Annotated in this window: 21 protein-coding genes and 1 pseudogene; 3 read left to right on the plus strand and 19 right to left on the minus strand. The window is 32.5% G+C overall.

Annotation, left to right across the window (positions count from 1 at the left end; genetic code table 11):
* Window positions 1-29: 29 nt before the first annotated feature.
* Both ACFVRR_RS06610 and ACFVRR_RS06615 read right to left on the minus strand, forming a co-directional pair.
* Window positions 30-1,250 carry a sugar efflux transporter gene (locus tag ACFVRR_RS06610; protein ID WP_387326109.1) on the minus strand — a complete coding sequence of 407 codons (1,221 nt, stop codon included), beginning with the start codon at window positions 1,248-1,250 and terminating at the stop codon, window positions 30-32.
* A gap of 141 nt (window positions 1,251-1,391) precedes the next feature.
* Window positions 1,392-2,261: a Cof-type HAD-IIB family hydrolase gene (locus tag ACFVRR_RS06615; protein WP_387326112.1), complete on the minus strand. Its 870-nt coding sequence runs from the start codon at window positions 2,259-2,261 to the stop codon at window positions 1,392-1,394.
* A 253-nt stretch (window positions 2,262-2,514) separates the two neighbouring features.
* On the opposite strand from ACFVRR_RS06615, the pseudogene ACFVRR_RS06620 reads away from it, so the two are divergent.
* Both ACFVRR_RS06620 and ACFVRR_RS06625 read left to right on the plus strand, forming a co-directional pair.
* Window positions 2,515-3,272 (plus strand): annotated as a pseudogene (locus ACFVRR_RS06620) (AraC family transcriptional regulator).
* 218 nt (window positions 3,273-3,490) lie between these two features.
* Window positions 3,491-3,721, plus strand: a complete 231-nt coding sequence (locus ACFVRR_RS06625) for a hypothetical protein (RefSeq protein WP_387326114.1) — start codon at window positions 3,491-3,493, stop codon at window positions 3,719-3,721.
* 192 nt (window positions 3,722-3,913) lie between these two features.
* Here the strand turns inward: ACFVRR_RS06625 and ACFVRR_RS06630 are convergent, their stop codons facing one another.
* The 10 genes from ACFVRR_RS06630 to ACFVRR_RS06675 all read right to left on the minus strand — a co-directional run bounded on the left by ACFVRR_RS06630 (window position 3,914) and on the right by ACFVRR_RS06675 (window position 16,243).
* Window positions 3,914-4,390, minus strand: a complete 477-nt coding sequence (locus ACFVRR_RS06630; protein ID WP_097977088.1) for a (2Fe-2S)-binding protein — start codon at window positions 4,388-4,390, stop codon at window positions 3,914-3,916.
* Complete coding sequence (locus ACFVRR_RS06635) at window positions 4,387-5,226, minus strand: FAD binding domain-containing protein (RefSeq protein WP_387326117.1); 840 nt, start codon at window positions 5,224-5,226, stop codon at window positions 4,387-4,389. Before ACFVRR_RS06635 ends, ACFVRR_RS06630 begins: the two co-directional genes overlap by 4 nt.
* Window positions 5,226-7,592 carry a xanthine dehydrogenase family protein molybdopterin-binding subunit gene (locus ACFVRR_RS06640; protein WP_387326119.1) on the minus strand — a complete coding sequence of 789 codons (2,367 nt, stop codon included), beginning with the start codon at window positions 7,590-7,592 and terminating at the stop codon, window positions 5,226-5,228. Before ACFVRR_RS06640 ends, ACFVRR_RS06635 begins: the two co-directional genes overlap by 1 nt.
* A 141-nt stretch (window positions 7,593-7,733) precedes the next feature.
* Window positions 7,734-8,882 (minus strand): toxic anion resistance protein, encoded by a 1,149-nt coding sequence (locus ACFVRR_RS06645; protein WP_387326121.1) that lies wholly within the window; start codon window positions 8,880-8,882, stop codon window positions 7,734-7,736.
* Between the two features lie 19 nt (window positions 8,883-8,901).
* Window positions 8,902-10,584 (minus strand): vWA domain-containing protein, encoded by a 1,683-nt coding sequence (locus ACFVRR_RS06650; protein WP_387326123.1) that lies wholly within the window; start codon window positions 10,582-10,584, stop codon window positions 8,902-8,904.
* 8 nt (window positions 10,585-10,592) lie between these two features.
* Window positions 10,593-11,327, minus strand: a complete 735-nt coding sequence (locus tag ACFVRR_RS06655) for a hypothetical protein (protein ID WP_387326125.1) — start codon at window positions 11,325-11,327, stop codon at window positions 10,593-10,595.
* Between the two features lie 315 nt (window positions 11,328-11,642).
* Window positions 11,643-13,064, minus strand: a complete 1,422-nt coding sequence (locus tag ACFVRR_RS06660) for a glycosyltransferase family 2 protein (RefSeq protein ID WP_387326127.1) — start codon at window positions 13,062-13,064, stop codon at window positions 11,643-11,645.
* Window positions 13,057-14,034 (minus strand): HEAT repeat domain-containing protein, encoded by a 978-nt coding sequence (locus tag ACFVRR_RS06665; protein ID WP_387326129.1) that lies wholly within the window; start codon window positions 14,032-14,034, stop codon window positions 13,057-13,059. The genes ACFVRR_RS06660 and ACFVRR_RS06665 overlap by 8 nt, the downstream gene beginning before the upstream one ends.
* 80 nt (window positions 14,035-14,114) lie before the next feature.
* On the minus strand, window positions 14,115-15,395 hold the full coding sequence (locus ACFVRR_RS06670; RefSeq protein ID WP_387326132.1) for a GGDEF domain-containing response regulator: 1,281 nt from the start codon (window positions 15,393-15,395) through the stop codon (window positions 14,115-14,117).
* Window positions 15,396-15,781: 386 nt separating this feature from the next.
* A complete protein-coding gene (locus ACFVRR_RS06675; RefSeq protein ID WP_387326134.1) occupies window positions 15,782-16,243 on the minus strand; it encodes a hypothetical protein in 462 nt (153 codons plus the stop codon).
* A gap of 246 nt (window positions 16,244-16,489) precedes the next feature.
* On the opposite strand from ACFVRR_RS06675, the gene ACFVRR_RS06680 reads away from it, so the two are divergent.
* Window positions 16,490-18,787 carry a hypothetical protein gene (locus ACFVRR_RS06680; RefSeq protein ID WP_387326137.1) on the plus strand — a complete coding sequence of 766 codons (2,298 nt, stop codon included), beginning with the start codon at window positions 16,490-16,492 and terminating at the stop codon, window positions 18,785-18,787.
* A gap of 46 nt (window positions 18,788-18,833) precedes the next feature.
* Here the strand turns inward: ACFVRR_RS06680 and ACFVRR_RS06685 are convergent, their stop codons facing one another.
* From ACFVRR_RS06685 to ACFVRR_RS06720, 7 genes are all read right to left on the minus strand, one after another.
* Window positions 18,834-19,310, minus strand: a complete 477-nt coding sequence (locus tag ACFVRR_RS06685; RefSeq protein ID WP_387326139.1) for a hypothetical protein — start codon at window positions 19,308-19,310, stop codon at window positions 18,834-18,836.
* A 72-nt stretch (window positions 19,311-19,382) separates the two neighbouring features.
* Window positions 19,383-21,926, minus strand: coding sequence for a transglycosylase domain-containing protein (locus tag ACFVRR_RS06695; protein ID WP_483867339.1), 2,544 nt, complete (start codon window positions 21,924-21,926; stop codon window positions 19,383-19,385).
* Between the two features lie 185 nt (window positions 21,927-22,111).
* Window positions 22,112-23,026: an alpha/beta hydrolase gene (locus tag ACFVRR_RS06700; protein WP_387326142.1), complete on the minus strand. Its 915-nt coding sequence runs from the start codon at window positions 23,024-23,026 to the stop codon at window positions 22,112-22,114.
* A gap of 211 nt (window positions 23,027-23,237) precedes the next feature.
* Complete coding sequence (locus ACFVRR_RS06705; protein WP_387326144.1) at window positions 23,238-23,372, minus strand: hypothetical protein; 135 nt, start codon at window positions 23,370-23,372, stop codon at window positions 23,238-23,240.
* Between the two features lie 100 nt (window positions 23,373-23,472).
* A complete protein-coding gene (locus ACFVRR_RS06710; protein WP_387326145.1) occupies window positions 23,473-23,658 on the minus strand; it encodes a hypothetical protein in 186 nt (61 codons plus the stop codon).
* Between the two features lie 143 nt (window positions 23,659-23,801).
* Window positions 23,802-24,854, minus strand: a complete 1,053-nt coding sequence (locus ACFVRR_RS06715; RefSeq protein ID WP_387326148.1) for an ATP-binding protein — start codon at window positions 24,852-24,854, stop codon at window positions 23,802-23,804.
* A gap of 366 nt (window positions 24,855-25,220) precedes the next feature.
* Entirely contained in the window at window positions 25,221-25,727 is a 507-nt protein-coding gene (locus ACFVRR_RS06720; protein ID WP_387326150.1) for a (2Fe-2S)-binding protein, read from the minus strand.
* Window positions 25,728-25,729 lie beyond the last annotated feature (2 nt).

Genomic DNA, 25,729 nt, shown 5'->3' on the forward strand with positions numbered 1-25,729 from the left:
GTTTCATAAATCTTTGTGTAACTCATCAACTACACAGATTGACTATGACCTGTCGATATTTCCATTTCCACATTGTTTTTTGATTTCCATAATATAAAGAGTGAACAAATTACAAACAATATACAAAGTAAATATACATTACGATACCCTGCTAATTGTGCAAACAGACCTCCGCCTAAATTTCCTACTAAACTTCCAATTGTGGAGCAATTCGCATAAATCGATGCAGAAAAGCCGGGTGAATTTGGTAGTAGGTCGTTAAAATAGCTTATACCATTACCCATTACGATAGCAATGTATGTTGCCTGTAGTAATTGTGCAACGATTAACTCCCATGTATGAGTTGATATGCTTAAGGTTAAGTAATAGAGTAAACCAATAAAGCAACCGTAGATCATCAATGCATGATTCGAGATTTTTTTAGAGAGTACTCCCAACACAAGCATGATTGGAATTTCTAAACCTGCACATATACTAACGACTAATCCAACATCTGTATTTGTACCATGTAACTCATTGACGATAAAAAGAGGTGTGTTGATCCAATTTATTGTACTAACTGCAAATAATAAGATAAAAGCAATAAACGGTAGTCTAAGTTGTTTTCGTTTAGCGGCTGTGACTTTTGTCTTGTTTTTCTTTTTTATATTGTGCTGAACTGGCTTTCTATTTTCTAAAAAGAAGAATACTAGAAGAGTAATCATTACATAAATGCTAGATGTTCCCCAAAAAAGTCCATGATAACCTTTTGCTCTTAAAATTATAGTACCAATTAATGGTCCAATTAAAAATCCTAAAGAAACAAGTGAGCGTAAAGTTGATAATGCTAACGTCTTGTCTTTAGATAAACTTGCATTTGCCGACTCCTGTGCGGAAGCAAAAATTTGTGGCATGGCCGCTGCACCTAATCCATTAAATAAAGCAACAAAAACTAATAATAAATAGTAGTTATGAAATAGTAAATACGATGCATAACCTATTGCTGATGAAATCATCGCAATCATAATAATCCATTTTCTGTCAATCCCTCGATCAGAACGTTCAGCAATAAATGTATTAACTAAAACACCACTTAATGAAATCACTGCCATGAAGATACCAAATGCTCCAGAGCTCATCCCTATATATTTTGTAGAATACAGTGATAAATAAGGAGTTGTGATTGAAAGTCCGATCCCTACAAATAATAAACAGATGACAAATAAACTATACCCCTTAATGGCAAATAGATCTTTTATCCGTCTAACCAAAATTCAGTCCCCCTTACCCATCTATATTTTAATCGATTAGTTAAAATAGACAAATAAAAACAACCTTGGATAATGTAACATACTCGTACATTTAACCAAGGAAATCGTTGCTTATTTAGATGTATTTAGATTTCTATACTATTATAGTACATTTGACTCTTTAAAAATATATTTTTCGAATGCATAAGCAACACCATTTTCATCATTACTTAATGTAACAACATCACATGAGAGTTTTACTTCTTCTTCAGCATTCCCCATGGCTATTGATAATCCGGCTATATTAAACATCGGTAGATCATTTTTTTCATCTCCAATAGCTATTGTATTTTCTAATGGAATATTAAAATATGATGCCATTGCTTTTAAACCATACCCTTTATTTCCATTTAGATGTGTAACCTCAAGATTAAAAGGTGAGGCACTCGTAATAAAAATATCATCTATGACTCTTAATCTTTTTTCAAGTCTCTCCATTTGCTTTGGTTCAAGGGTTAAAATAAGAAACTTTTGAATCGTAAAATCCTCATTATCAATTAATTCATGAACTTTGTTAAAAAACGAATGCCCATATACATTTGGAGGTGTAGTAAACATTTTGAAGTGTCTGTTTAAGAAGTATTCTTTCGGAACACGCCCAGATGAAACAACCTGTTTAAATCGTTTATCCCAATTACTTGGGGCAAATATTCCCTTATTTGTAGAAATATTGTACGGTAAGTCTTCACTCTCAATTACTGAGGCGATTTTTTGTATTTGAGGTCTCCCTATTGAATTTAGTTCAATTAACTTACCGTTCACATATAATGCCGTCCCGTTATGACCTCCAACTGGACAATTTAAGCCATACTTTGAAAGTTCATCATTTACTGAACTTGGTGAACGCCCGGATAAAATCATCACGATATGTCCTGCTGCCTGAGCTTTTTTAATCGAGTTTAACGTTTCTTCACTTATTATTTTATTACTGTTGAGTGTAGTACCATCCAAGTCTAATGCAATCAGTTTCATAGGAATCTCTCCCTTTATGGGTTTTAAATTTATTTCGTAAAAGGTGAAATGATAATATTATAGTTTTGAAGATATGTTTGATATACTTAATTATGCGTTAAAATAAGCAGTGTTTGTTAACACATTCCTCCTAAATAATTGCCTAATCCACTCACTTTTACAGATCCTATGAAAAATCTAAATGTTTCTATAAATATAAAGTAAGCAAGAAGGACTATATTTCTGAAATCAACGTTTCTTACTAAGCGAACTAATCCAAATTATTGATCGCAATACTAGTCATGAAGGTGTTAACGAGACGTCAATTAACTCGTTATTTTTCATTCGAGAGTCAAATATTACTGATCCTAAATACAGGGTCTACAAGCCATCTCTATGTATAGTTGTTTCTGGTGTAAAGGAATTATTACTAGGAAATGAACGTTTTAAGTATGGCCCTGGAAATTATTTAGTAGCATCCGTTGATTTACCTGTTACTGGCCAAGTTATTGAAGCTACACCGAACGCTCCATATCTAGCTTTAAAAATTTAATTTAATCCAAGTCAAATCTTAGAAATTTTAACGGATACTGAATTTCCCACTAATTCAATGAAAAATGCAAAACAAGCGATTTTTGTCAACGAATTAGAAGGTTCAATTTTAGATGCAGCAACAAATTGCCATCGAAGGTAGCACTACTAATCGAATAAGTGAAGTCATTGTACAAATTAAAGCGAATTTTCACAAGTCTTTACGAATTGAAGAGTTTGCAGAAATAGCAAATATGAGTGTTTCTTCCCTACATAGACATTTTAAAGATATAACTGCAATTAGTCTTCTACAATTTCAGAAGCACTTAAGATTACAGGAAGAGCGACTTCTCTTACTATCCGAATCTTCAGATGTAGCAGATGTAGCAGATGTAGCATTCCGAGTAGGGTATGAGAGTCCATTCTTAGTTCAGTAGAGAATACTCTCGATTATTTGGTTTTCCTCCAAAAGAAGATCTTAAACGAATGAGATCGAAATAATAGCGTGATTCATAATCTTACAATTTAATAAAACTAAGATTATTAGTGGGTATATCCCCCAACTTTAAATAGATTACTAAAGAGGTTAAACGTTTCGTAAATTAATTGTTTATCAAAATGAATTCAATTAAAGAAGTACCCCTTACGTGCCCATTCATTAATCCTAAATTTGTATATATTAGGTATACATACGAAAATTTGAATTTAGGAGTGTTAACATGGCTTCAAATAATAAGTTCGATGATTTTTTATTTGGTCGAAATAATGAGAGAAGCATTCATAAAAATGACTCAAATAGTGAACATGTAAAAGTAAGTGTTAAAGGTTCTCGTCATAAGAATCGGAAAAGCGTTATTGCCAATCTGCCTCCAGTTCCAGTCGTTTTGAACCCTATTCCATACCAGATTACGCCAATTGGAACGATTCCAATTTATTTCACAAAATGTTAAAAACCAAAGTAGCACCTAGCTTTCTTTTTTGAACTGTAACTTTAATAAAAATGCAAAAGCCTCCGTTTTTATTAACGTAGGCTATTTTTATTCACTAGGTATCAATCATAATATGAAACCAGGGTCAATGAACTTTATATTCCAAGTATAGGGTATATTTAATTGTTCGATTTTTAAGAGGTAAGTATTTTGCTAGCGTCTATTTCTAGGTCTACCCCGTTGTTCGTTTAAAACCGATAATACGGCTTCTTTTATTTCCTGGTAACTAGTGCAACGACATATATTTGAACTAAGCCATTCTTCGATGACCTCTTCAGTTGCGTCAGGATGCTCGGTTACAAGTGCATGAGCGTTTAGGATAAAACCCGAAGTACAATACCCGCATTGAAAAGCCCATTTTTCCACAAAAGCACGCTGCATTGGATCATCATGTAAGCCTTCAATTGTGGTAAGTTTCTTTCCGACAGCATCAACCGCTAACATCATACATGTTTTTACTGGTAATCCGTCCGCTATTACTGTACAAGCCCCACAATCACCGTTTTCACAGCCACGTTTTGCTCCTGTTAAGTCTAGTTTTTCCCTTAAAACATCTAAAAGCGTATCAGCCATTCTAATAGTCGCCGTTCGTTGTTCTCCATTTATATCAAGATTTAATTTCTGTATCACGTTCTCACCCCTCCCAAATTAACTAATCCATCTAGAAGTAAGTTCCTTAAGACAAAAATACGATATTCCCTTGAACCACGTATATCACTTATGACCGGTGCTGGTATTGCAAGAATGGCCTGATTAATCCGCTCCAGGGCTGATAGATTCGTGTTATTTAAAGCTTGCTCCATCTCATAAGAACGAAATGGATACGCACATAATCCACTAATTGCTAACCGGTATGCGTGATTAACTTTTAATAATTCAAGTGTAATAAGAGGATAATCAACCTTTTCACTTTTCCTTTTTTTATCAATAAAGAAAGGAAACTTTCTATACATTCCATCAGATTTGGTTTGAACTAAAAATTCTCCCCGCTTTAAGCGTAGTTTTTCATTAAAAATTTCTTCTACTGGGTACTCTTTGACTCCATCAATACCTGCTATCACTAATGTACTATTAGAAAGCAGCAATGGAAGAACTGCTTCACGATAGATGATGTCACTAGCAAGATTACCGCCAAAAGTTATTTGATTCCTCGAAGTTCGATCAGCGATTCGCACACACGCCTCACCTAGTAGAGGGAAAATTTTCGATTCAAATACTCTTGTTAATGTATGGGCTGTACCTACGACCACGGAATTCTCCTTAATTTCTAGGGCATTACATTCAGGAATTCCTTTTACATCGATTACTGCCTTCGTATGAATCAGATTCAATCTTCCTAAAGTAGTAACCTCTGTTCCACCGCTAAAATAGATAGGTTTCTTTCCTTTTTTATCGAGTTTAACAAATAAATCTACTGCTTCCTTGATTGTAGCAGGTCGATAATAATCAAAATTGAAGTGGAGCATTAATGCACCTCCCCAGCTTCTAGCCTTGATTTCCATATAAATTCCGGAGTTAAAGGCAACTTTTGTAGTGAAACATTAGCAGCAAGAGATAAACTATTTGCGACCGCTGAAGGCATTCCCATTAAACCGTGCTCTCCTAGACCTCGGGACCCATATGGAGCACCTTTTACTGGGTTTTCAACGAATCGAACAATATACTCTGGTTGCTCACCAAAATGCATAACTTTATACGATCGAAATTGTGTCGTTAAGACTTTCCCTTCGTCGTCAAAAATAAATCCTTCCCTCGTTGCAAAGCTAAGTCCCATATTCATCGCACCTGTTATTTGTGTCTCCGCGCCTTTATAATTTAAAATTTGACCTGCATCCGAAACAGTTACTGCTCTTAATAACTTAAATGTATTATCCCTTCTGTCAAATTCAACTTCCACACCTTGTGCGACCACACCCCACTCAGGTCCTTGAACACCTTTTCCAGTAACTGGATTCATTTCTGTTAAGCCAGGAATCATATATGTCCCTCTTCCAACAACCTGATTTCCGGCTACTTTACCATTAGGATAAATATATCCAAGCGCAATCTCAGAAAAATCGATTGAAACAGATGGGTCCGTTCTTTTAAATACTTTTTTATTAGCCACATCTAATTCATCTTTCGGAACTTTAAGTACAATGGATGCAGTCCTTTTTAATTGTCTAATGGCATCATCACATGCTTTAAGCACTGCATTTCCAGACATATATGTTGTACGACTGGCAGCAGTTTCCCAATTATCAGGAGAATCCTGGGTCTTTACTTCCATTTGAATAAACACTTCATCTTCGTCCATGTTCATTTTTTCAGCAACCATTTGAGTTAATACGGTTTTAGTACCTTGCCCAATTTCTACAGCAGCACTAATAATATTAATACTTCCATCTTTGTTAAAAGTTAAAATTGTCCCCGCTCCAACACCAGGAGGTGGATCCCCATTCTTCCAAGCACAACTAATTCCTTTTGTACGGACAAAGCGATCCGAAATTTCAATTCGTTGTCCTCTATCCCAATTCATTAGTTCCTTTAACTGCAACAAACATTCCGTTATATCTCCTAGATTACTTTTGTTCAAAAGTACTTGCGTAGGTGAAGTATCACCTGGGGAAATCGCATTTAATAGACGAAATTCTAAAGGGTCTATCCCGAGTTTTTTAGCCATTATATCCATCGTTCGTTCTACACCAAAAGCAGCTTCTGTCCGTCCAAATCCCCGAAAATCAGTTACATACGGATGATTTGTATACATACATAATGAATCACACCAAACGTTATCTATTTTATATGGTCCAGTACTGTCAAATGCTGCAGCCTTCGTTATCGGAACAGACCTTTCAGCATATGCACCACCGTCAAATAAAAAAAAGAGTTTTAGAGCTTGTATTTTACCATCATTTGTACATCCCATCTTAACTGTTGCATGTAACCCGATATGAACTGGCGATGTAACAATATCTTCCTCACGACTATTACGAAGCCTAACTCTTCTTCCACCAACTGCCTTAGAGGCTACATATGCTAGCGGTTCTAATTGCACACTTGTTTTAGCACCAAACGAGCCCCCGACTAACGGGATATTTACAAGTACTTTCCCTTCTTCAATATTGAATGTTTCACTAATTAAATCTTTCATTTCAAATGGTTCTTGTGAAGCAGAGTGAATTATAACCTCGCCGGTCTTTTTAATTTCTACATCCGCACATCTTGTCTCGATTGCTGTATGATCAGATTGGTTAAATGAAAATTCTTCTTCTACAATGACGTCACAGTTAGCAAAGCCCCGATCAATATTCCCTTTTCGGATTCCTTGTATGTTTGCTATATTTGTACCAGGTATAGGCTGGATTCCACCAGACGTACCTGTTAATCCAGATGATTCATCAATTAAATATTGTTCAACATTTTCATGTACGAGGGGAGCATCCTTTTCATATGCAGCTTCAGGTGAATTAACGACAGGAAGGGGTTCGTATTGAACACAGATTAAAGTAGATGCTTTAATAGCAATAGCTTCCGTATCTGCTATGACCATGGCAATTGGCTCACCATAGTAACGTACTTTTTCAAATGCAAGCAATGGTCGATCTTTTATCGTTGTACCTAAAAGCAGCGGATAGTCCTTTCCAGTAATGATCATCCGTACACCTTTGACCTTCCACGCTTGTTTTGTATCGATATCACCTAAAATTGCATGAGCATGGGTACTCGTTACGAGTTTAGCATGTAGTGTGCCAACCTCTTGAACATCATCAATATACTTAACTCTTCCGGATACCTTATCCCAGCTTTCTTTTTTAGGAACACTTTTCCCAATAACTCTATAATGCTTCACACTTTCCCCCTCCTTTTTACCACTATAGAATCCTATTAATTGTTGTACATAAATAGAACTAATTACATGGAGTATGAATGGTAGAGAAAGGCTAATTGAAAAAAGATATGTCACTTACTACATATCTTTTTCCAGTATCTTCTATAATCCGATTCGATCCCCTTTTTCAAGTCTTTGAATCTGCCTAGAACCGACTTCAGCCAATTCTTGAAATTGTAGGATTGTTTGACGCATTTTTGGCAAAGCTTCTTGTTTAAATGTACTTATCGATTCAAACGCTGATATGACGTTTGTGAATGAAGTTTTTAGTGTTTCAACAGAAACCGCTGACTCCATGGCTTGCTTTTGAATTGCAACTCCTTGCTCCTTTAATAATCTAGAAGTACCTTCAATAATCGTATTTGTTGTTTGATTTAAAGCTTTGATTTTTTGTAAAACGATTTTTTGATTATATAGAGCACTCGCTACCGTTACAGCTGTATTAAGTGCAGAAATCGTTACCGTTTTTGCACGTTCAACACCACGAATTAATTCACGGTTATTCCGAATAACAACCTCATATGACATATCTCCTTGGTGATTGACAACTAACATTTGCTGTAGGTCCATGACTCGTTGTCGTAACGGATAAAGAACTTCTTCTGAGATGAATTTAATTTTTTCTTGATCTTCGCCTTCGATTTTTGCTTTTTCAATTTGATTTTCAATTGACTCATCCATTAATGTTCCAAGTTGGATTTCCTTTTCTAGTGTTTTTGAAAGTATACGAAGTGATAATTGTTCATGCTCTAATGTCGTATTATCATTTTCAAGAATTTTTTTCCCCTTATCAAGTGACATTACGATATCTGCGATTGCGACATCTGCTTTTTCAAATCTTTGAAAATATGAACGAATAGGATTAAATAACTTACCTAAAAATCCCGATTTTGCAAAATTAATTGCACTTGGATCTAAATCCTTTAATTGAACTTGAAGCTCTGATAATCCTCTTGCAACTTGCCCACCTTCGTCTCCACTTTTAGCAAGTTGACCAAGTGAAACCTTTAGAAGAGAATTTTTATTCGAAGAAGATTTCATCGTTTGTAATCCAAATGATTCGATTGATTGAAGAATTTCTTTTCGTTTTTCGTACGTTTCCTTTGATACAGTGTCTAATTCCATAATCATCGCTACATTTGCATCTGCTGTTGCCTTTAATTTCATTATTTCCTCTGGTACAGGCTTTACTTGTTCTTCAATTACTGCCTTGATTTCCTCTTCATTTACAACTTGCATAGAAAATGACATTCTTAAATCCTCCTACTAATTAAAGTTGAACATTAAAGAGATTACGAATTTTATAGATTACGTCATCTGAATCAGCATTAATATTTGCAGCTTCGTTAATATTCGAAATACTTTCAAGCGCTTTAATATTAGCGTTATAACCAATCGTATAAATTGGAATTTTATATGCTTTTATAAGTCCTTTTACATTCTTCAATGAATTCCCATGATTGGTCTCGCCATCGGTAAGGACAAAAATGAGCGGTCTTACATTTGGATTTTTTTTCATTTCATTTTTTAGCATATTAATTGCTACAAGGATTCCATCGTTTGTTGCTGTATCTCCACTTGCATCGAGGCTAGATACGGCACCAACAAATTTTGATTGTTGATTTGCATCATATTTTGCAATTGGAAGATTGATCGTAACATCGGCAGAATATGAAATTAAGCCAATACTATTATCTCTTCCTAAATATTTTTGACCTTTAAGGAGTGATTCTTTTAGCTCATTTAATGGTTTACCATCCATACTACCTGAAACATCTGCTACAAAAACCGCAGCTATTGGATTTGAAGTATTTTTCTTTCCTTTCCAAAGTTTCTGTGCAGCACTTAAAGTATCCCCATCAATCGTTTTAAGATCTGATTTGTAATTATTCAACCCATTAAACCCATCTTGTTTCGCAAGTGATTGCAGATTAGTTTGACCAGTAAATTCAGCAAACTTTTTCAAAATATCCATTTTCTCTTTTGGTAAGTTCCCTAAAGCATAAAGTGGACTGTCGTGACGCACTCCAAATGGTATAAATTCGTAACTATTTTTTAAATCAGGTGAATTAACAAATGTTTGATATTCTAAGACAAATGCATCTAGAACGCCTGATTCTGCTGCATCACTCATTTGAAGAGTCGTAGAAGCAGTGAATGGCACATTTGCTTGAAAGCTTTCAAACCCTCTCACAGCAGTATCGCTTAGTAAATCTTTTGAATCAAAGGAATTTAAAGTAGTAACTAAAAAATTTAGTCCCGTTGAACTAGTAAATGGGTCGGTATATCCCATTGATAGTTCGTTTTTTGTCATTGCCTCGATGACGGTTTTCGGATCGACTTTACTATACTTTTTCATTAACTCATTATATTTTGTCTTTGAAATGACAATACCAGGAACATTCCCAACTAATCGCGAGGATACGGTTTCTGTTTGTACTCCACTTGCTGTAATCATTTGCCCCCAAAGTTCATTTGACGGTGTAAAGGCATCAGGAACATATTTACCAGATTTAATAAAGTCTGTTGCAGTACCAGATGCAATGTTTCTTATTTTTACAGATACTTGCTTACCATCTAGATTGAATTTTGCATCATTAAACTTATTTGCGACTTCGTTTAACCAGCCATTTTTTCCATCACTTGATTTTTCCGTAGATGAGAAAATTTCAACAAAATGATCAGTCGTATTGTCTACAGATACAGGAAACTTTGAAATATCAGGGAGTTCACTTGCTACATCAGCTGTATTTAAGTCAATTTGACCTTTTATTGGTTTTGCTTTCGAAATATTTATTTTTGAGATCATTTTAGCTAATTGCTGATTTTTATTTTTATCAGTAATTTTCACAACTTTATCTTCCGAAGTCATATTAATTCCAATATAGACAAGAAGAAAAATTACAACGATCACTGCAATAGATGCAAAAAGAAACTTCTTCATTTTTATCATCCTTTCATTCATTGCCTATAATATTTTGTTTGTTGAATTAACGAATCGATTTCTTTCATACATTCCATTTTTTCAATATCATCAATTCCTATTTCATCTAGTCTTGAAATTTCTAAAATTAATTTATCAATATTAACAAGAATCTCTTCATTCATTTCAATTGCTCTTTTTACGAATTTGATATATTCATTAAAAAGATTTGTTTTCTCTTGAATTAATGACTTTGAGTAACGTAATCCGTCTTTCCCCTTTATTTTTTTATAATCAAGTTCATCAAAAGTACTAATTTTGTTTAGGATGTTTCTTATTCTTAAATAAAATAATGTCTCAACCTCGTCCACAACAGATGCAAACTTGTTGTATGTAATTTCGGTTGGAGAAAATCGATCGGTTAATAAGTTATAAAATACGCCTTTTTTCTTTTTCATTCGTTCGATTTGCTCAATTGAAGTAATAATATCTTCTTTTAGTACTTTACTATTTTTATATCGACTTAAAGCAAGAACGAAATCTTCATTTGTTTTTAGCTGCTTAATCGGCTTATCCTTAACAGGCTTGAAATATAGTTGAAACATATTAAATAGAAGTACTAACAAATTCGCAATTATGAACGATACCCCAAATGCAGTTTGAAATGCACTCGCATTAATTAATTGGATTCCGATTAATCCTGGAGAGAATACAATCACATTCAAAATTGTAATGAAAGCGATTAGCCCCACTAATTTTAGTCCCTTTATCATCCTTCACTCCTCCGCTATACTCTATTTATGCTCTATTACTCATTTATATTTATCATTCTGATTTTTTAGTTTAATAAAATTGCAGAAATAATGACTTGGCTTAAATTTTTTACATTTGATTTTTTAACAAACAAAAAAAAGACCGCTAAGCAGTCTTTAAGATTGTACTAAAAGCTTGATTTTTTTTGACTGATTGTAAGCGCTTGTCTTTCGAGGCGCGAAGCCTGGTGAGGAGCGGAGTTACCCTAGACGATGAGCACCGCGCAGGCAGGCGAAGCAACGAAGAAAGCGAGCGTTTGGCGGGCAGTCTGAAAGTTAAACACCTTTTCTCTTCATTTCTCCCCAACCCTTTTTTTGTCCTAAGAATATGCTAATTGTTGCTACTACACGCCAATATGTCAAAATCGGACGATACCAAATCGCTTCTGTCAATGAATAGAAAAATAAACGGTTTAACTCACTAATTTTTTTATATTTTTCTAAACGCCATTCTTCTAAAAGCACTGCGCTAACTGAGAAAAATGAGCCATATATAATCATTAAAATTAAAAGTGCAATGGAATATTCAATATTTATAGTGTTTAGAATAATATTTATAATTAACGACGCATAGCCAAAAAACTCAATGATTGGTCCTAAAAATTCAACGAAGAAAAAATATGGCATTGCAATAAATCCGATTGAACGGTAATTTTTATTAAATATCATTTTACGATGAGCCCACAAACTTTCAAATAATCCACGGTGCCATCTTACTCTTTGTGTTTTTAAATATTTGAATGAATCCGGTGCTTCAGTATAACAAACTGGATCGGCCACATACTCGATTTTTGCTCCCCAATTTTCTTCTATGTTTTTACGGTGAAGTCGGACTACGAGTTCCATATCCTCACCGATCGTATTTGTTAAATATCCTCCTACTTGAATGACTCTTGACTTTTTAAATACACCAAATGCTCCAGAAATAATTAATAATAAATTTTTATTACTTAGACCAATTCTTCCAATTAAAAATGCTCTCATATATTCGATCACTTGCATTACTACAAGTGGATTTTTCGAAAGAAGCATTTCATTTACTTTACCAAGCGATGTTTTACTCCCATTTGCAATTAATACGTTTCCACCAGTAGCAAGTATTTCGTCATCAGTATTTTCAATAATCGGTTTCATTATTTTAATAAATGAATCAGAATCAAGGATTGTATCGCCATCAATCGAAGCGAAATAAGGATACTTACTAAAATTAATTCCAGCATTCAATGCATCAGCTTTACCACCATTATCTTTATCAATTAAAAATACGAAGGGATAAATTGCTGATTGATATACATTTTTAATTGGTTTCGTTTCAATCCCTTGATGGTTATGAAATACCTTGTTTTTTACTACTTTCATCTCGAAACGATCGATTGTTTTTTGTAAAGTAGAATCTTTTGATCCATCATTAATGACGATTACTTCAAATTCCGGGTAATCTAACCTACCACTTCCAGTCACTAATGATAAAATCGTATTAATTACCCCTACCTCTTCATTATATGCAGGAACTAGTATTGAAATTGGGGCAGTAAAGGCAGACTCTTTTAATCTTTTATATTGTTCAATTTGATGTAGACCTTTTTCTCTCTTTAATCGCATAAATGCAAGTAAAAATAAAAATAAATAAGTTGAACAAAGGAGCAACACGTAAATGATAATCACTTTATTAAGTATTAAAAAGAAAATATTAATCATAGTCCGCAGTCCTCTCCAACCATTCTTTTGATATATTTATTGCATATGCATCGGGGTGTTCTTCGATTATTTTATTAAGAACTACTTCTCCATTTTTATATTTTTTTATCGATTTAGCAGCTTCATTTCTTACCATATAAGCTTTGTCTGAAATTAACTTAAATAAATAAGACAAAAATAAATCATTGCGAATACTACCCATTAATCGTACAATCATTAACTTTTCTTCATTACTAAGTTGCATCTCTTTCTCATTTGATTCCAAGAGTTGAATGATTAAATTTGGTGAAGAAATATATCCTAAAGATGCAATTGTTTTGAATGAACGTATTCTTAGTTCATCATTTTCTGATGTCATTAATTTCTCAAGTAATAAATGGATTTGCTCAGACCGCAAACTTTTAATTCTGATCAAATCCAAAATAGGGTTTTTGAAACTCACCGGTAAATTATCGAAGTCTTTAAGTAGTTCATGGATATTGTCTTCATTAACATGTAGATACAAAATTTCCGTTAGTAAAAATGAGGGTATTTTTTTTTGGTCAACTAACAATTGCATTAATTTCTCATATTTAAAACTCGCCAAAATAAGAAAAATATTAAATTTCTCTTCAAGGGAGCAATGTTTACATGATAAATGTTGAATTAAATCTTCTTGCATCATTTTTATTTTAAATTGATTGATAAATAACAATGAATTCATCCGTTCACTCCAATTACCATGTTTAAGTTTATCTTTATATCTCGAGATAAAATATAAATTGATGATTGGCCTAATTGGATCAAATCCTTCTTCAAATTTGATAATACTCATAAAACTGCTAAATATATTTTCTAATGCTTCAAACTCAAATTCTTTTCTTGGAATAAACGAAGCAGAAATTTCACCTTTGATTAAATAATTTTCAACAAATAAGATGTTTCCATTTAGCCATTCTTCTTTTTTCTTATTTTTTTGTTGCTTAATCATTTTCTTGTACACTAAATAAATATAGATCGAAAATAATAATAGAAAAAATATTCCAGTTAGAAAAACAATGATGGCTATATTCATTTATCTGTTATACCTAACATTTTATTTAAACGAAGATGTAGTTCTTTCAGACTAAAAGGTTTTTCCAAGTAATCATTTGCACCGCTTTTTAGTGCGATAGCAATATCTTTCTCAGAGCTTTTATTTCCAATCATTAAGCATAAATATTTTCTACGATCGTAGCTAGTACGCATTTTTCGTATGATTTCAAAGCCGCCCATTTTAGGTAAAATACGATCGATTATTAATAGATATCTTTCATTTTGCTTGTGCCAAGGATCATTTAAAAATTCTTCACCATCTATATAGACTTTGATTTCAACGTCATATAATTTTCCACCCAAATCTGACAATTGATGTTTTAACATTTCACGTATTAGGCGATCTTCATTTATTACCGCTACTTTTAGTTTACGAATCATATTTTCATTCTTACTAGTTGAAGAATCAAATTGAATCATTGAATCCATTTCATTAGAAGTGAGTAGTGTTAAACAATCGTCAGCGCTTATACTTGGGTCAGGAATTTCAAGCACATTAAAATTAAATGACGAATAGTGAATTCGATTATCAAAAGAGATCGGTACCTCCGAAAATGATAACGATAAACGATTCATTAATTTAATGCCATCTTCTTTAACCGTTTTTGGTAGCAATAATACAAATCCTTTTTTCTTGAAATGTGCTAGCAAATCGGACGATCTTAAACTTCTTTTTAAAACTTGAATAAAACTTTTTTCGATTAAATTATTCAATAAATAGTCTTGTTTTTGTTCAATTTTTACGTACACCAATGAAAATGATTCGTAGCTACGTTTTAAATCCTCTAATTGTTTTTTTACCTCATTTTTTAAATATCTAAAATTGTAAACACCAGTAATAGGATCAATTAAAACTTGTTCCTGTATTTGATTTCTACGATGAACGAATTTATTAATATACTTGTGAAGTTCGATTCCAGCAACTGATTCACTAAGTACAGCATCAGGCATAAGAGCACTCATTGTCATTTGATCAGTCGTATTACATATACAAATTGTTGAAATATATCTTCTTTCACAAAAGTCCCTCAATTGATTGAATCTCTCTATATTAAATGTGTTTAGTATTTCTTCCATAAAAAAAATTAGGACATCTGGATTAAATAAATCTATTTTTTCAAACAGAGCTAAATTATTCTGATTGGGCTTAACTAATTTATAATAATAGTTATTTTCATCACAAAAGTTTTGATCATTAAATTTCTCTTCACTTCCTATAAACATTACATTTGGATATTCAGTTTGAATATCAAGCACGCTATCACCCGCTCACTTTAATCTAGTTGGTATTAATCGGTGAACATTAAAATGCAATTTTAAAAGTAATCGTTTCATCTATGACTTAACTTAAACAACACAAACTAAACGTTAAAAACTAAAGAAACTCCAAAAATCAAGTTTACATTATCTAATATTAACGTTAAATAAACATTCAATCAACGTTTTATTTGTTGGTAATTTAAGACATCATCCCCATTACCTAGAAACTACCAAATATAAAACAAAAACCACAATTCGGCTATTTTCGAATTGTGGTTTTATTATTTTTAAGATTCATTTTTTATTTTACAATTAACTCTAAACATTCCATTCTTTACTCCAACATAATGATAAAAAATCAAAAAATCATCATTAGATTATCATTACATTTTTTCAATCAATTTATCTACGATTGTATTTATTCTCTTATTTTGTTCCTCAATCATTATTTGTTGTGTCTTTAAAGTCTCTCTATTCTCGTCGATTTTCTTTTTATTTTCATCTATTTTTTCTAATGCATGATTTAAAAGCTCAGTTCTTATATCTAATATTTCAAATAAACGGTCCAAGCTAGTTTTGATATCATGTAGTAATTGTACTTCTACTGGCTGTGATAAAGCGCTATTTTCATTCATTCCTCTGCTTTTTTGAAATTTATAAATCGAAGCAGAGACATTTACTTCTTTGTTTTCTTCAATTACATTGCTTTCTAACCATTGGAGCTTAATCATTATTACACCATCTTTTATATAGCGATCTAATACTTTAAATTTCCCGCTAGCAGTCTCATGTACAGTTCCATTAGCATATTTCCTTGAAGGTTTGATTCCATCAGTATTATTCATCTTTTTTCCTCTCATTAATAAAAATATAACGATTCCCACTTTTCTTAACGTTAATTTAACCACATTTTACTTTTTTTAACCGACTTTTGCAATAAATACATAGTCAAAATGTTCTTAATTTGAATTTACTTTTATTTTTTTATCAATTCATTCTATAAGTTTAACTTATACATTCCTAACGAATATAAGAAATTACCTTAAAGCATACTAAACGAATAAGTTTCAAATGTTTTGGAGGATAGAAAGATGAAGGAAAATAAAAAAAAATGGATCATTTTACTGATGGTTTTTCTAATGATGGGTGTGACGTTTATCATATTCCATCAGACAAAGACTAGTAAAGTAAGTAAGAAAGTTAACACATACACATATAAAACAAATAACATTACAATTCCTGCTCAAATCGGTAAAAATTATTTTCAACTTTTTGATAAAACAAAAATCCCACACGATCTCCTTCTGAAAGGTGTAAATCTTGGGATTGCTAAGCCAGGACACTTTCCAGGAGAAACAGCAATAACAAAATCCGAATATTTAAGGTGGCTCAAAGAAATTGGAAAGATGCACGCAAATGTTATTCGAGTATATACCCTCCATCCTCCTGCATTTTATGATGCACTTTTTGAATACAATCAAAAAACGAAACACCCACTCTATTTAATTCACGGTGTTTGGCTTAATGAGGAAAAGATGAATTCATTAGGAGATATTTACAATGAGGGTCTTACAAAAGAGTTTCAACATGATATTCGTCAAACAGTTGATGTTATTCATGGGAAAGCACAAATCCCCCAAAAACAAGGTCACGCTTCGGGAAAGTATCACTCAAATATTTCAAAATACGTTATTGGTTGGATTTTGGGAATCGAGTGGGACCCAAATATGATGAAAACAACAAATGATAAACATAAAGGTACTGTTGACTTTAATGGTCAGTACTTTCAAACAAACAATGCAACACCATTTGAAGTTTGGCTTGCAGAAATGTTAGACAATACCGTGAAATATGAATCAGAAAAATATGCTTGGCAACGTCCAATTAGCTTTGCGAATTGGGTAACGACCGATCCGATTCATCATCCAAATGAACCGATGGTAAATGAAGATATGGTTTCTTTAGATCCGAATCATGTCAAACCAAAGTCAACATTATATCCGGGATATTTTGCTTCCTATCATGTATACCCATATTATCCGGAATTTTTAAATTATGAACTTGCATATACGAATTATATTGATTTCCGTGGTAAGAAGAATAGTTATGCTGGATATTTACATGAACTAAGAAAAATACATACTATGCCAGTTTTAATTTCAGAATTTGGCATACCATCTTCACGTGGTATGACTCATCGCAATCGTTATGGATGGAATCAAGGGTTTCATAATGAAACTGAGCAAGGACAAATAAATGCTCATCTATTTGAAGACATTCAAATGGAGCAAATGGCGGGCGGAATTGTATTTTCATGGCAAGATGAATGGTTTAAACGAACATGGAATAATATGCAATTAGATGATCCTGAACGCCGACCATTTTGGTCAAATGTACAAACGAGCGAACAGCAATTTGGTTTACTATCTTTTGATCCTAACAGTTCAAAACATGTTATTTCTGTAGATGGTAATCGAAGTGATTGGAAAAAAAATAAAATTAAATCGGCAAATATGAAAAATGCTAATTTTATTAATTCTCTTGATCAAAACGACAATGAACGTAAATTAAAGAATTGGTCAATGTCTAGCGACGAGCGGTCAATTAATTTCCTTTTAAATTTTGAAAAAACGAAACAACCTTTTGATTGGTCTAAAACAGGAGTTATGCTTTTACTTGATACGTTACCAGGTCAAGGACAACATCAACTTCCAAATGACAAAACGGTAAAAACTGAAAATGGCATTGATTTTGTAATTGACTTAAATGGACCTAATGATTCTCATGTTCTAGTGGATAGCTATTATGATCCATTTTATTATGAATACGCAAATCTTTTACATTACGCACCAATTAAGCCTAATGTAAATATGAAAGATAACGGGATCTATCATAAAATCATGCTTGGATTAAATAAACCGCTTGTCATTCCTAATTTAAACGGGAAATCACTAAATTTACCTTTAGCGTCATACGAAACAGGTAAATTAATGTTCGGAGATGGAAACCCACTTCATAAAGATTTTAATTCTTTAACTGATGTTTCCCTCAACGAAAAAAATCATGTGATAGAAATTCGTATCCCATGGCAATTATTAAATGTGAAAGATCCAAGTACACGGGAAATAATGGGTGATCTATGGAAAGGTGGATTAGAAAGCCACAAAAAAATAAAGAAAATTCAAGTAGCAGTTGTTACTTATCGTCCTACTGTATCAAATAAGGAATTATCCTATTCAACTGTTAGACAAAAAAATGGTAAACTTTTAAAGGATGATTTTTATTCTTTTACTTGGAAAAAATGGGATAAACCTATATATCATGAACGATTAAAAAAATCTTACTACATCTTGAGCGAAGCTTTTCAAAAAGCAAACACTAAAAAATAACACAGCCAAATTTAATGCCCCCGACTTTTCGGGGGCATTAGCATTCTCATTTTTTGTAAATATTTGCATTAAGAATATTCTTACACTTTTTAATCTTTTGTTTGATTTGCATATTTTCAAAGAAATATACTTCTGTACCTGACCAAATAAATACCCAACATACTATGCTTAATATGCCTCCGATATAGGCATGACTTTTTTGAAGCTTTAAATAAAACAGACCAATGATAATACCAAAAACAAATAAAATAATTGTCTTTTTAATATTTCTAGCATAAATTCGTTCATCAGTTTTCATTAGATTAGAAAATGAGTTCAACGTTGCAGTTTTTAATGAATTTTCATCAAAATTATTTTGACCAACAAATAGTAGCTCTATATTTTTTCTTTTAGCACTAAGTAGTTTAGATAATATAAAATCTTCTAAATCAGAGCCTAAGTGTAAAAAGTCATCGCTATAAAAACTTGCATATGGATTATCCGAATCTTTTAAAAAAATATTAATACTTATGTTATCTTCCATTTTAATACTCCTTTAACTTTATTCACTTGAAAAAACGCATTGATATTTTCTCAATGCGTTTTAAATTTAAATTTAATGAGGATTTTTAGGGTTAGGGACGATCGGATTTACAATATTATTCCCATTGTCTCCTCCTGTACCCGGCGTTTGATCACCTGGGTTTGTCCCGTTTCCATTCCCTTGCCCATTACCAGTTCCTTGTCCCTGTCCATTTCCGGTTCCTTGTCCACCTTCATTTGTTGGTGGTGTAGTTGGTGGTGTAGTTGGTGGTGTAGTTGGTGGTGTAGTTGGTGGTGTAGTTGGTGGTGTAGTTGGTGGTGTAGTTGGTTGTTCAGTTGAAGATAAATCAACAGTAACTGTAACTGGTCCACTCTTACCTTCAGTACTCATAGCAATAATCGTTATTTTTACAATATCTCCAGGGACAATTCCATTAATACTTGTTGCTGTACCCTGAATTTTTTGAGTTTGTCCCGCTGCACCATTTACAGTATAACTGACTTCAAATGACGTTTTTTGAAGCAGATTTGCAGGATACGTCCAATTTAAAGAAATATTACTTGTAACAGGGTCATAATTTGCCTTAACATTTTTTGCAGACTCAATCACTATATCTTTAGGAATATCATCTACTTTTTCTCCTCGAATGTATAATTCGTTTCGAATTTCTTCAACTGATGAAGGTTTTCTAAATATAGCGTTTCGATCTCCATTGGCCGCTAACATATCTCTTGCAATGAATTTGGCAATATTTGTTGAACCTTTACCAAGAAAATTATTCTTTTTATTTTTTTCATACCCTGTCCAAACTGCCATTGTAACATCAGAAGAATATCCAATAAACCAACTATCACGAGTTGCATTATCCGGAAATCCGTATTTTTGTTTTACTTCATCAGAGTAATTTGTCGTACCTGTTTTCCCTGCCATATCAAGACCTGGTACATTTGCTCTCTTACCAGTACCAAGTGGTGTTTTTACTACATCGCGAAGCATATCTGTTACCATATATGCAGTATAATCACTCATTACTTGTTTAGGCTTAGTTTCAAATACTTTTTCAGTTTTATCAGGATAAATAATTTTTTTAACAGAGTGAGGCTTATTATAAATTCCACCATTTCCAAATGCAGCATAAGCTCCTGCCATCTCCATTGCTGATACACCTGTGAATCCTCCTATAGAATAAGATTCATAATATGTATTTTTCGAAAAATTAAACCCTAAACCATTCCCAAATTCTCTAGAACGATCACTTCCTACAGCCTGGAAAGTCTTTAATGCTGGAATATTTCGAGAATCGACTAATGCTAATCGAATTGAAATATTACCTTTATATTTTCGATCCCAGTTTCTAATAGGTGTACCATTAGAATATGCATAAGGTTCGTCAAGAATTTGATGATAAGTTGACCATTTTAAATACTGAATAGCTGGACCATAATCAAGAATAGGTTTAATTGAAGATCCCGGCTGCCTTTTAATATCAGTTGCAAAGTTTAAACCACCAGAACTTGTATTTCTACCTGCACCTACTGCTCGAATTTCACCCGTTTTCGTATCTAATAATACAAATCCCGTTTGAAATTCATCACTTGGATAGAAGCTTTTACCTCTACTTAATATTTCATCTGCTTTGTCCTGAGCTTTTGGATCTAATGTTGTTTCAATCGTTAATCCATCAGTATAAACATTTGCATCACTGTTTTTTTCTACTTCATTTACGACTACATCGATAAATGAATTGTATTTTGTCCCACCAGACTCATGAACCTTTACTAATGATTTCATTGGAATTGCTTTTGCAGTTGTATATTGTTCCTCTGTAATATAGCCATATTTTTTCATTTGACTTAAAACCGTATTTCTACGATTTTGTGACTCAATAGGGTGCTTTGCAGGATTATAGCTATTTGGAGCCTTCACCATACCTGCTAAAGTTGCTGCTTCTGGTAAGGTAATTTTAGATAAATCTTTACTAAAATAAGTTTCACAAGCTTTGGCTACACCATATACGCCTCGCCCTTTAAGTCCATTTGAAAAGTAGACTTTATTTAAATACATTTCTAATATTTGATGTTTAGAGTATCTTTGTTCTAATTTAAATGCTAAGTACATTTCCTGAACTTTACGCTTAATTGTTTTTTGAGAAGATAAAAATGAGTTCTTTACTACTTGCTGGGTGATTGTACTTCCACCTTGCGATCCAAAACCTCCAGTAATATTCGCTAAAACTGCACCGAATACCCGCCGAATGTCTACGCCTTTATGTTTATAAAACCGCACATCTTCAGTAGCAATAAATGCGTCTTCTACAACCTTAGGAATTTCACTGTAGGACACTTTTGTACGTTGTTCTCTACCTAACTCTGCTACAACTTTGCCATCCTTATCAACAATAGTCGAAGATATTGGTACTTGTAGTTTTGATTCATCTAATGCGGGTGCTCCGCTAACTAAATATGAAAATATTCCTACACCAATCAGTATGAAAACAATTACGATTGATAATAATGTTACAGTAATTTTTTTCCATAAGCCTTCTGGCTTATTGGAAATTTTAGAAGGCTTTTCCAGCCGTTTACGTTCCTCTCGCGAACGATATTCGTTTGCCATTTTAGTTCGCCTGCCTTTTTAGTAAAATAGAGCTTTTGGGGCAAAAATTATACTTTTTATTTAAACCAATTTATAAATAATAGTATTTTCTACACGCTCTACTTTCATGTACTGAAGAATATCTTTCTCAAATAAAAAAACAGATAAACCACTCTTTAAGGTTCATCTGTTTCACAATTAGTTATTTAATTTGCATTTAAAAACGTCTTTTCAATAAAATCAATTACTTTCTTCGTATATGGTTCCGGTTCTTCTATAAATGTTGTAATATGTCCATGTTCTGTAAGCCATAATGTTTTTTCGTTTTCATTAGGGATTTGTTCATAAATCATTTCACTACTACTGAATGGTACTTTCAAATCATTCTTTCCATGAATTAATAAATAATTTGTAGACATTCCTTTTTGAACTGATATAACTGGAGATACTTCTTTTGGGTCAATCTTTAATAAATGTTTCATCGAACGTAAAATGATTGAAGTAAACGGTTTTTTAGGTAATTTTGACCAAACGCTTAAATTATCTTCCAAATAAGTTTGTAAATCATGAAATGGGCTATCTGCAATAACTCCTTTAATTTGCGGATGAAGACTACCAACCAGTAAACAAGTCGCCCCACCCATACTCCATCCAAGCAATACAATTTCTTGTTGATTTCGCTGGTTAATCACATATTCCACTGCCGACGATAAATCATGCTGTTCATAATATCCAATTCCTGTTGTTCGTCCACCTGATTTTCCACTATTACGGAAGTCAAACATCAATACATTATACCCTTTTTCATGGATTGATTGCACAATTCGAAGACCATTAATCTTTTTTTGACTTCGTTCATCTGTGTACCCGTGTGCAGTGATGACAGTTTTAGATGTTGAATTTTTTGCTGGTATCCACCATCCTCTTAGCACAACTTGATCAAGATTACTCTTAAATTCAACCTCTTCAAATTGCAAGTTGAAATCGGCAGGCGTTTGTTCTGTTTTTCGTCTAAATGGATGCGTTAAAATTAAACCGACTAATATCGGTATTAGGAAGAATAAAACCGGCGACAAAATTAACATCCAAATTATAAGCTTATTTATTTTTTTCCGTTCCATCTTGCACACTCCTTTTGTCTGTTAGCCAAATAGAAGTTCTTCTAATTAAAGTATGAATTATGTTAGACTTTGTTAGTCTTAATAAACTTTTATTTATGTATTAATTGTATTTTTTTAAGTTCCTGTTAATCAATAGAAAAGGGGTGCCAAATTTCAGTTTACCGAATTTTTTGGCACCCCATTTAATGAACTTTATAATTACTTAAAAAATTTACTTATGTGCTAATTTTGTGATGTCTTCCATTATACAATCTTGTGGCCCTTGTCTATAAGTTAAAATAACTAATGTTGTGATTGCGACTAAATAAAATAATAGCATTGCACAAAATCCGATTACTAAGAACATAAGATTACCACCTTTTAGTTTGTTATGACTTTCACAAGTTAAATTTAACATATAAAGTGTAGAGTGTATTCTCGATATTATGTATTTTTTGTGACGAAATTCACAATGTATGATCTGATGGAAACTGAAACAATAAGATGCTAGAAAGTGTAATGGCAACGATTGCGCTTATTAGCTTAATCGTTGCCATCATCAATAATACTTCAAAAAAGTAACCGTCCTTCCCCAAGGACGTATTTGTCAGCCGTATCAATACGGGTGTTGTACTTAAGTTTCGTGTTACCAACTCCAAACTCTTATTTATTTTACCCATAATATATAAGAATTTATAATTACTTCTAACAACTTATATGTGATTATATAGCACTTAATTTATATTTAAATAAAGCTTTAATAAAAAATAAAAAAAATATTTCTAACAAAAAGAACTCATCTATTAAATCTAATATTAAAATTCGTACCATTTTCACTAGTTGTAAAATCAATCGTTGCGTTATTTCTCTTAGCAATTGCATAACAAATTGCTAAACCTAATCCAGTTCCATTTTCTTTTGATGTGACAAATGGGGTGGATATTCTTTCGTTTATTTCTGATGGAATGCCAGTTCCTTCATCATTAATTGACATAATAATTTTATCGTTTTCAATATAAGTATGTATCTTTACCATTTTTCTAACATCCATTGCATCTAAAGAATTACTAACCATATTTAGAAGTAGCTGTCGGATTTCGTTTTGATCAATGATTAAATTAGGAATTTCATTTAGCTCTCTTATAATGCGTTTGTCCTCTTTTAATGCTCTAGTTTCAAGTAATGGATATAAAGTATTTATGATTTGATTTAAATTATGTTCCTCAAGTTTGTTAGGCTTTTTCTTTGCAATATCGAGAAATTCAGTAATAATTGCGTTTACCCGATTAATTTCATCAATCATAACTTCAAATATTTGACTATAGCTTTCAAAATCTTTATTTTGTAACCCTAATTGTAAAAATCCCTTTACTGTTGTAAGTGGATTTCTAATTTCGTGCGCTACACCAGCGGCCATTTCTCCAATTATTTTTAATTTTTCATAATATCTCTGCTTTTCTTCCTGTATTTTTTTCTCAGATATATTACTGAAAATTGCCAGTATCCCATTTTGATCTGGTATCACCTTAATTTCATATGGGATAAGTGAGTACTCCGTAATTGTTTCAAACGATTGGATTTTTTGTTCATTATAGGCCTTATTATAATAATGATATACATCTGTATCTACATAATTAGGTAATGCATTCCACAAACAAGCGCCAATTAACTCTTCTTTTGGCTTTTCAATCATCGCTTCAGCAGCCTTATTAATAAAAACAAATTCCATTTTCGAATTTAAATAGTAACATCCTTCTGCCATGTTATTAAAAACTTCATGTAAGTCAACATGATTGATTAATTGGTTTTCCTCATTTAATGGTAAATTACTATTTGAAACCAAAGTCATCATACTCCTTCCTTTTTTAATGACTAAAAATCTAAACTACCCAGTCTATTTTCATATTCCTGAATTTTCTTAAATAAATTCCAGTCTTACTAATCAGTTAATAAAAACAATTAACCAAATTATGATTTCATCAAAATATTTAAAGGAAATAAACAAACAAAATAGGACAGTTTATCTGTATTATTATTAATCACCAGATTGATTATTATATTCGAAGTATAAAAACCAGGAATTGCATCATAAGCACTATAAAGATAATTAAAAAATTTCTCTAAACACAAAAAATCCCCTCAAATTTCCACTATTTACTATAGGGGAAATATAGAAGGACAAAGTTTAAAATTAGTGTTATTTATACTTAAATAATTAAATCTTATTTATCATTGCAATTGCTTTTCGGACCGAGCGTATAATTCCTGTATATCCAGTACACCTACATAGATTACCCGATAATGCTTCTTTGATTTCATCCTCTGTTGGATTTGAATTTGTGTCGATGAGTGCTTTTACAGCCATAATCATACCCGGAGTACAGTATCCACACTGATACCCTCCTTCTTCTAAGAAAGCTTTCTGTATAGGATGGAGTTCTACATCTGCTATCCCTTCAATTGTACAAATTGAAGTATTATTTACTTGATAAGCCATCATTAAACATGAATTAACTAGTTTATGATCCATATGGACAGCACACGCACCACATCGACCAATTTCACAAGAAATTTTTGTTCCTGTCATTTTTAACTGTTCTCGTAAAATGTCAATAAGACGCGTTGTTGGAGCAACATGTAGTTGTTTTTTCATATTATTTATTTTTAAATTAAGTTCAAGCAAATGAATAGGTTGATCTTGATCATATTTATTCATACCCATTA

It is taken from the genome of Gottfriedia sp. NPDC057948 (genome assembly GCF_042887255.1).
Classification (GTDB): Bacteria; Bacillota; Bacilli; order Bacillales; family Bacillaceae_G; genus Gottfriedia.

Bases quoted from the DNA above. Each gene is read 5' to 3' on its own strand.
- ACFVRR_RS06615 (WP_387326112.1), bottom strand. From the start codon at position 2,261: ATGAAACTGATTGCATTAGACTTGGATGGTACTACACTCAACAGTAAT.
- ACFVRR_RS06625 (WP_387326114.1), top strand. From the start codon at position 3,491: ATGGCTTCAAATAATAAGTTCGATGATTTTTTATTTGGTCGAAATAAT.
- ACFVRR_RS06635 (WP_387326117.1), bottom strand. From the start codon at position 5,226: ATGCTCCACTTCAATTTTGATTATTATCGACCTGCTACAATCAAGGAA.
- ACFVRR_RS06645 (WP_387326121.1), bottom strand. From the start codon at position 8,882: ATGTCATTTTCTATGCAAGTTGTAAATGAAGAGGAAATCAAGGCAGTA.
- ACFVRR_RS06650 (WP_387326123.1), bottom strand. From the start codon at position 10,584: ATGATAAAAATGAAGAAGTTTCTTTTTGCATCTATTGCAGTGATCGTT.
- ACFVRR_RS06655 (WP_387326125.1), bottom strand. From the start codon at position 11,327: ATGATAAAGGGACTAAAATTAGTGGGGCTAATCGCTTTCATTACAATT.
- ACFVRR_RS06660 (WP_387326127.1), bottom strand. From the start codon at position 13,064: ATGATTAATATTTTCTTTTTAATACTTAATAAAGTGATTATCATTTAC.
- ACFVRR_RS06665 (WP_387326129.1), bottom strand. From the start codon at position 14,034: ATGATTAAGCAACAAAAAAATAAGAAAAAAGAAGAATGGCTAAATGGA.
- ACFVRR_RS06675 (WP_387326134.1), bottom strand. From the start codon at position 16,243: ATGAATAATACTGATGGAATCAAACCTTCAAGGAAATATGCTAATGGA.
- ACFVRR_RS06680 (WP_387326137.1), top strand. From the start codon at position 16,490: ATGAAGGAAAATAAAAAAAAATGGATCATTTTACTGATGGTTTTTCTA.
- ACFVRR_RS06685 (WP_387326139.1), bottom strand. From the start codon at position 19,310: ATGGAAGATAACATAAGTATTAATATTTTTTTAAAAGATTCGGATAAT.
- ACFVRR_RS06695 (WP_483867339.1), bottom strand. From the start codon at position 21,926: ATGGCAAACGAATATCGTTCGCGAGAGGAACGTAAACGGCTGGAAAAG.
- ACFVRR_RS06700 (WP_387326142.1), bottom strand. From the start codon at position 23,026: ATGGAACGGAAAAAAATAAATAAGCTTATAATTTGGATGTTAATTTTG.
- ACFVRR_RS06705 (WP_387326144.1), bottom strand. From the start codon at position 23,372: ATGTTCTTAGTAATCGGATTTTGTGCAATGCTATTATTTTATTTAGTC.
- ACFVRR_RS06715 (WP_387326148.1), bottom strand. From the start codon at position 24,854: ATGACTTTGGTTTCAAATAGTAATTTACCATTAAATGAGGAAAACCAA.
- ACFVRR_RS06720 (WP_387326150.1), bottom strand. From the start codon at position 25,727: ATGGGTATGAATAAATATGATCAAGATCAACCTATTCATTTGCTTGAA.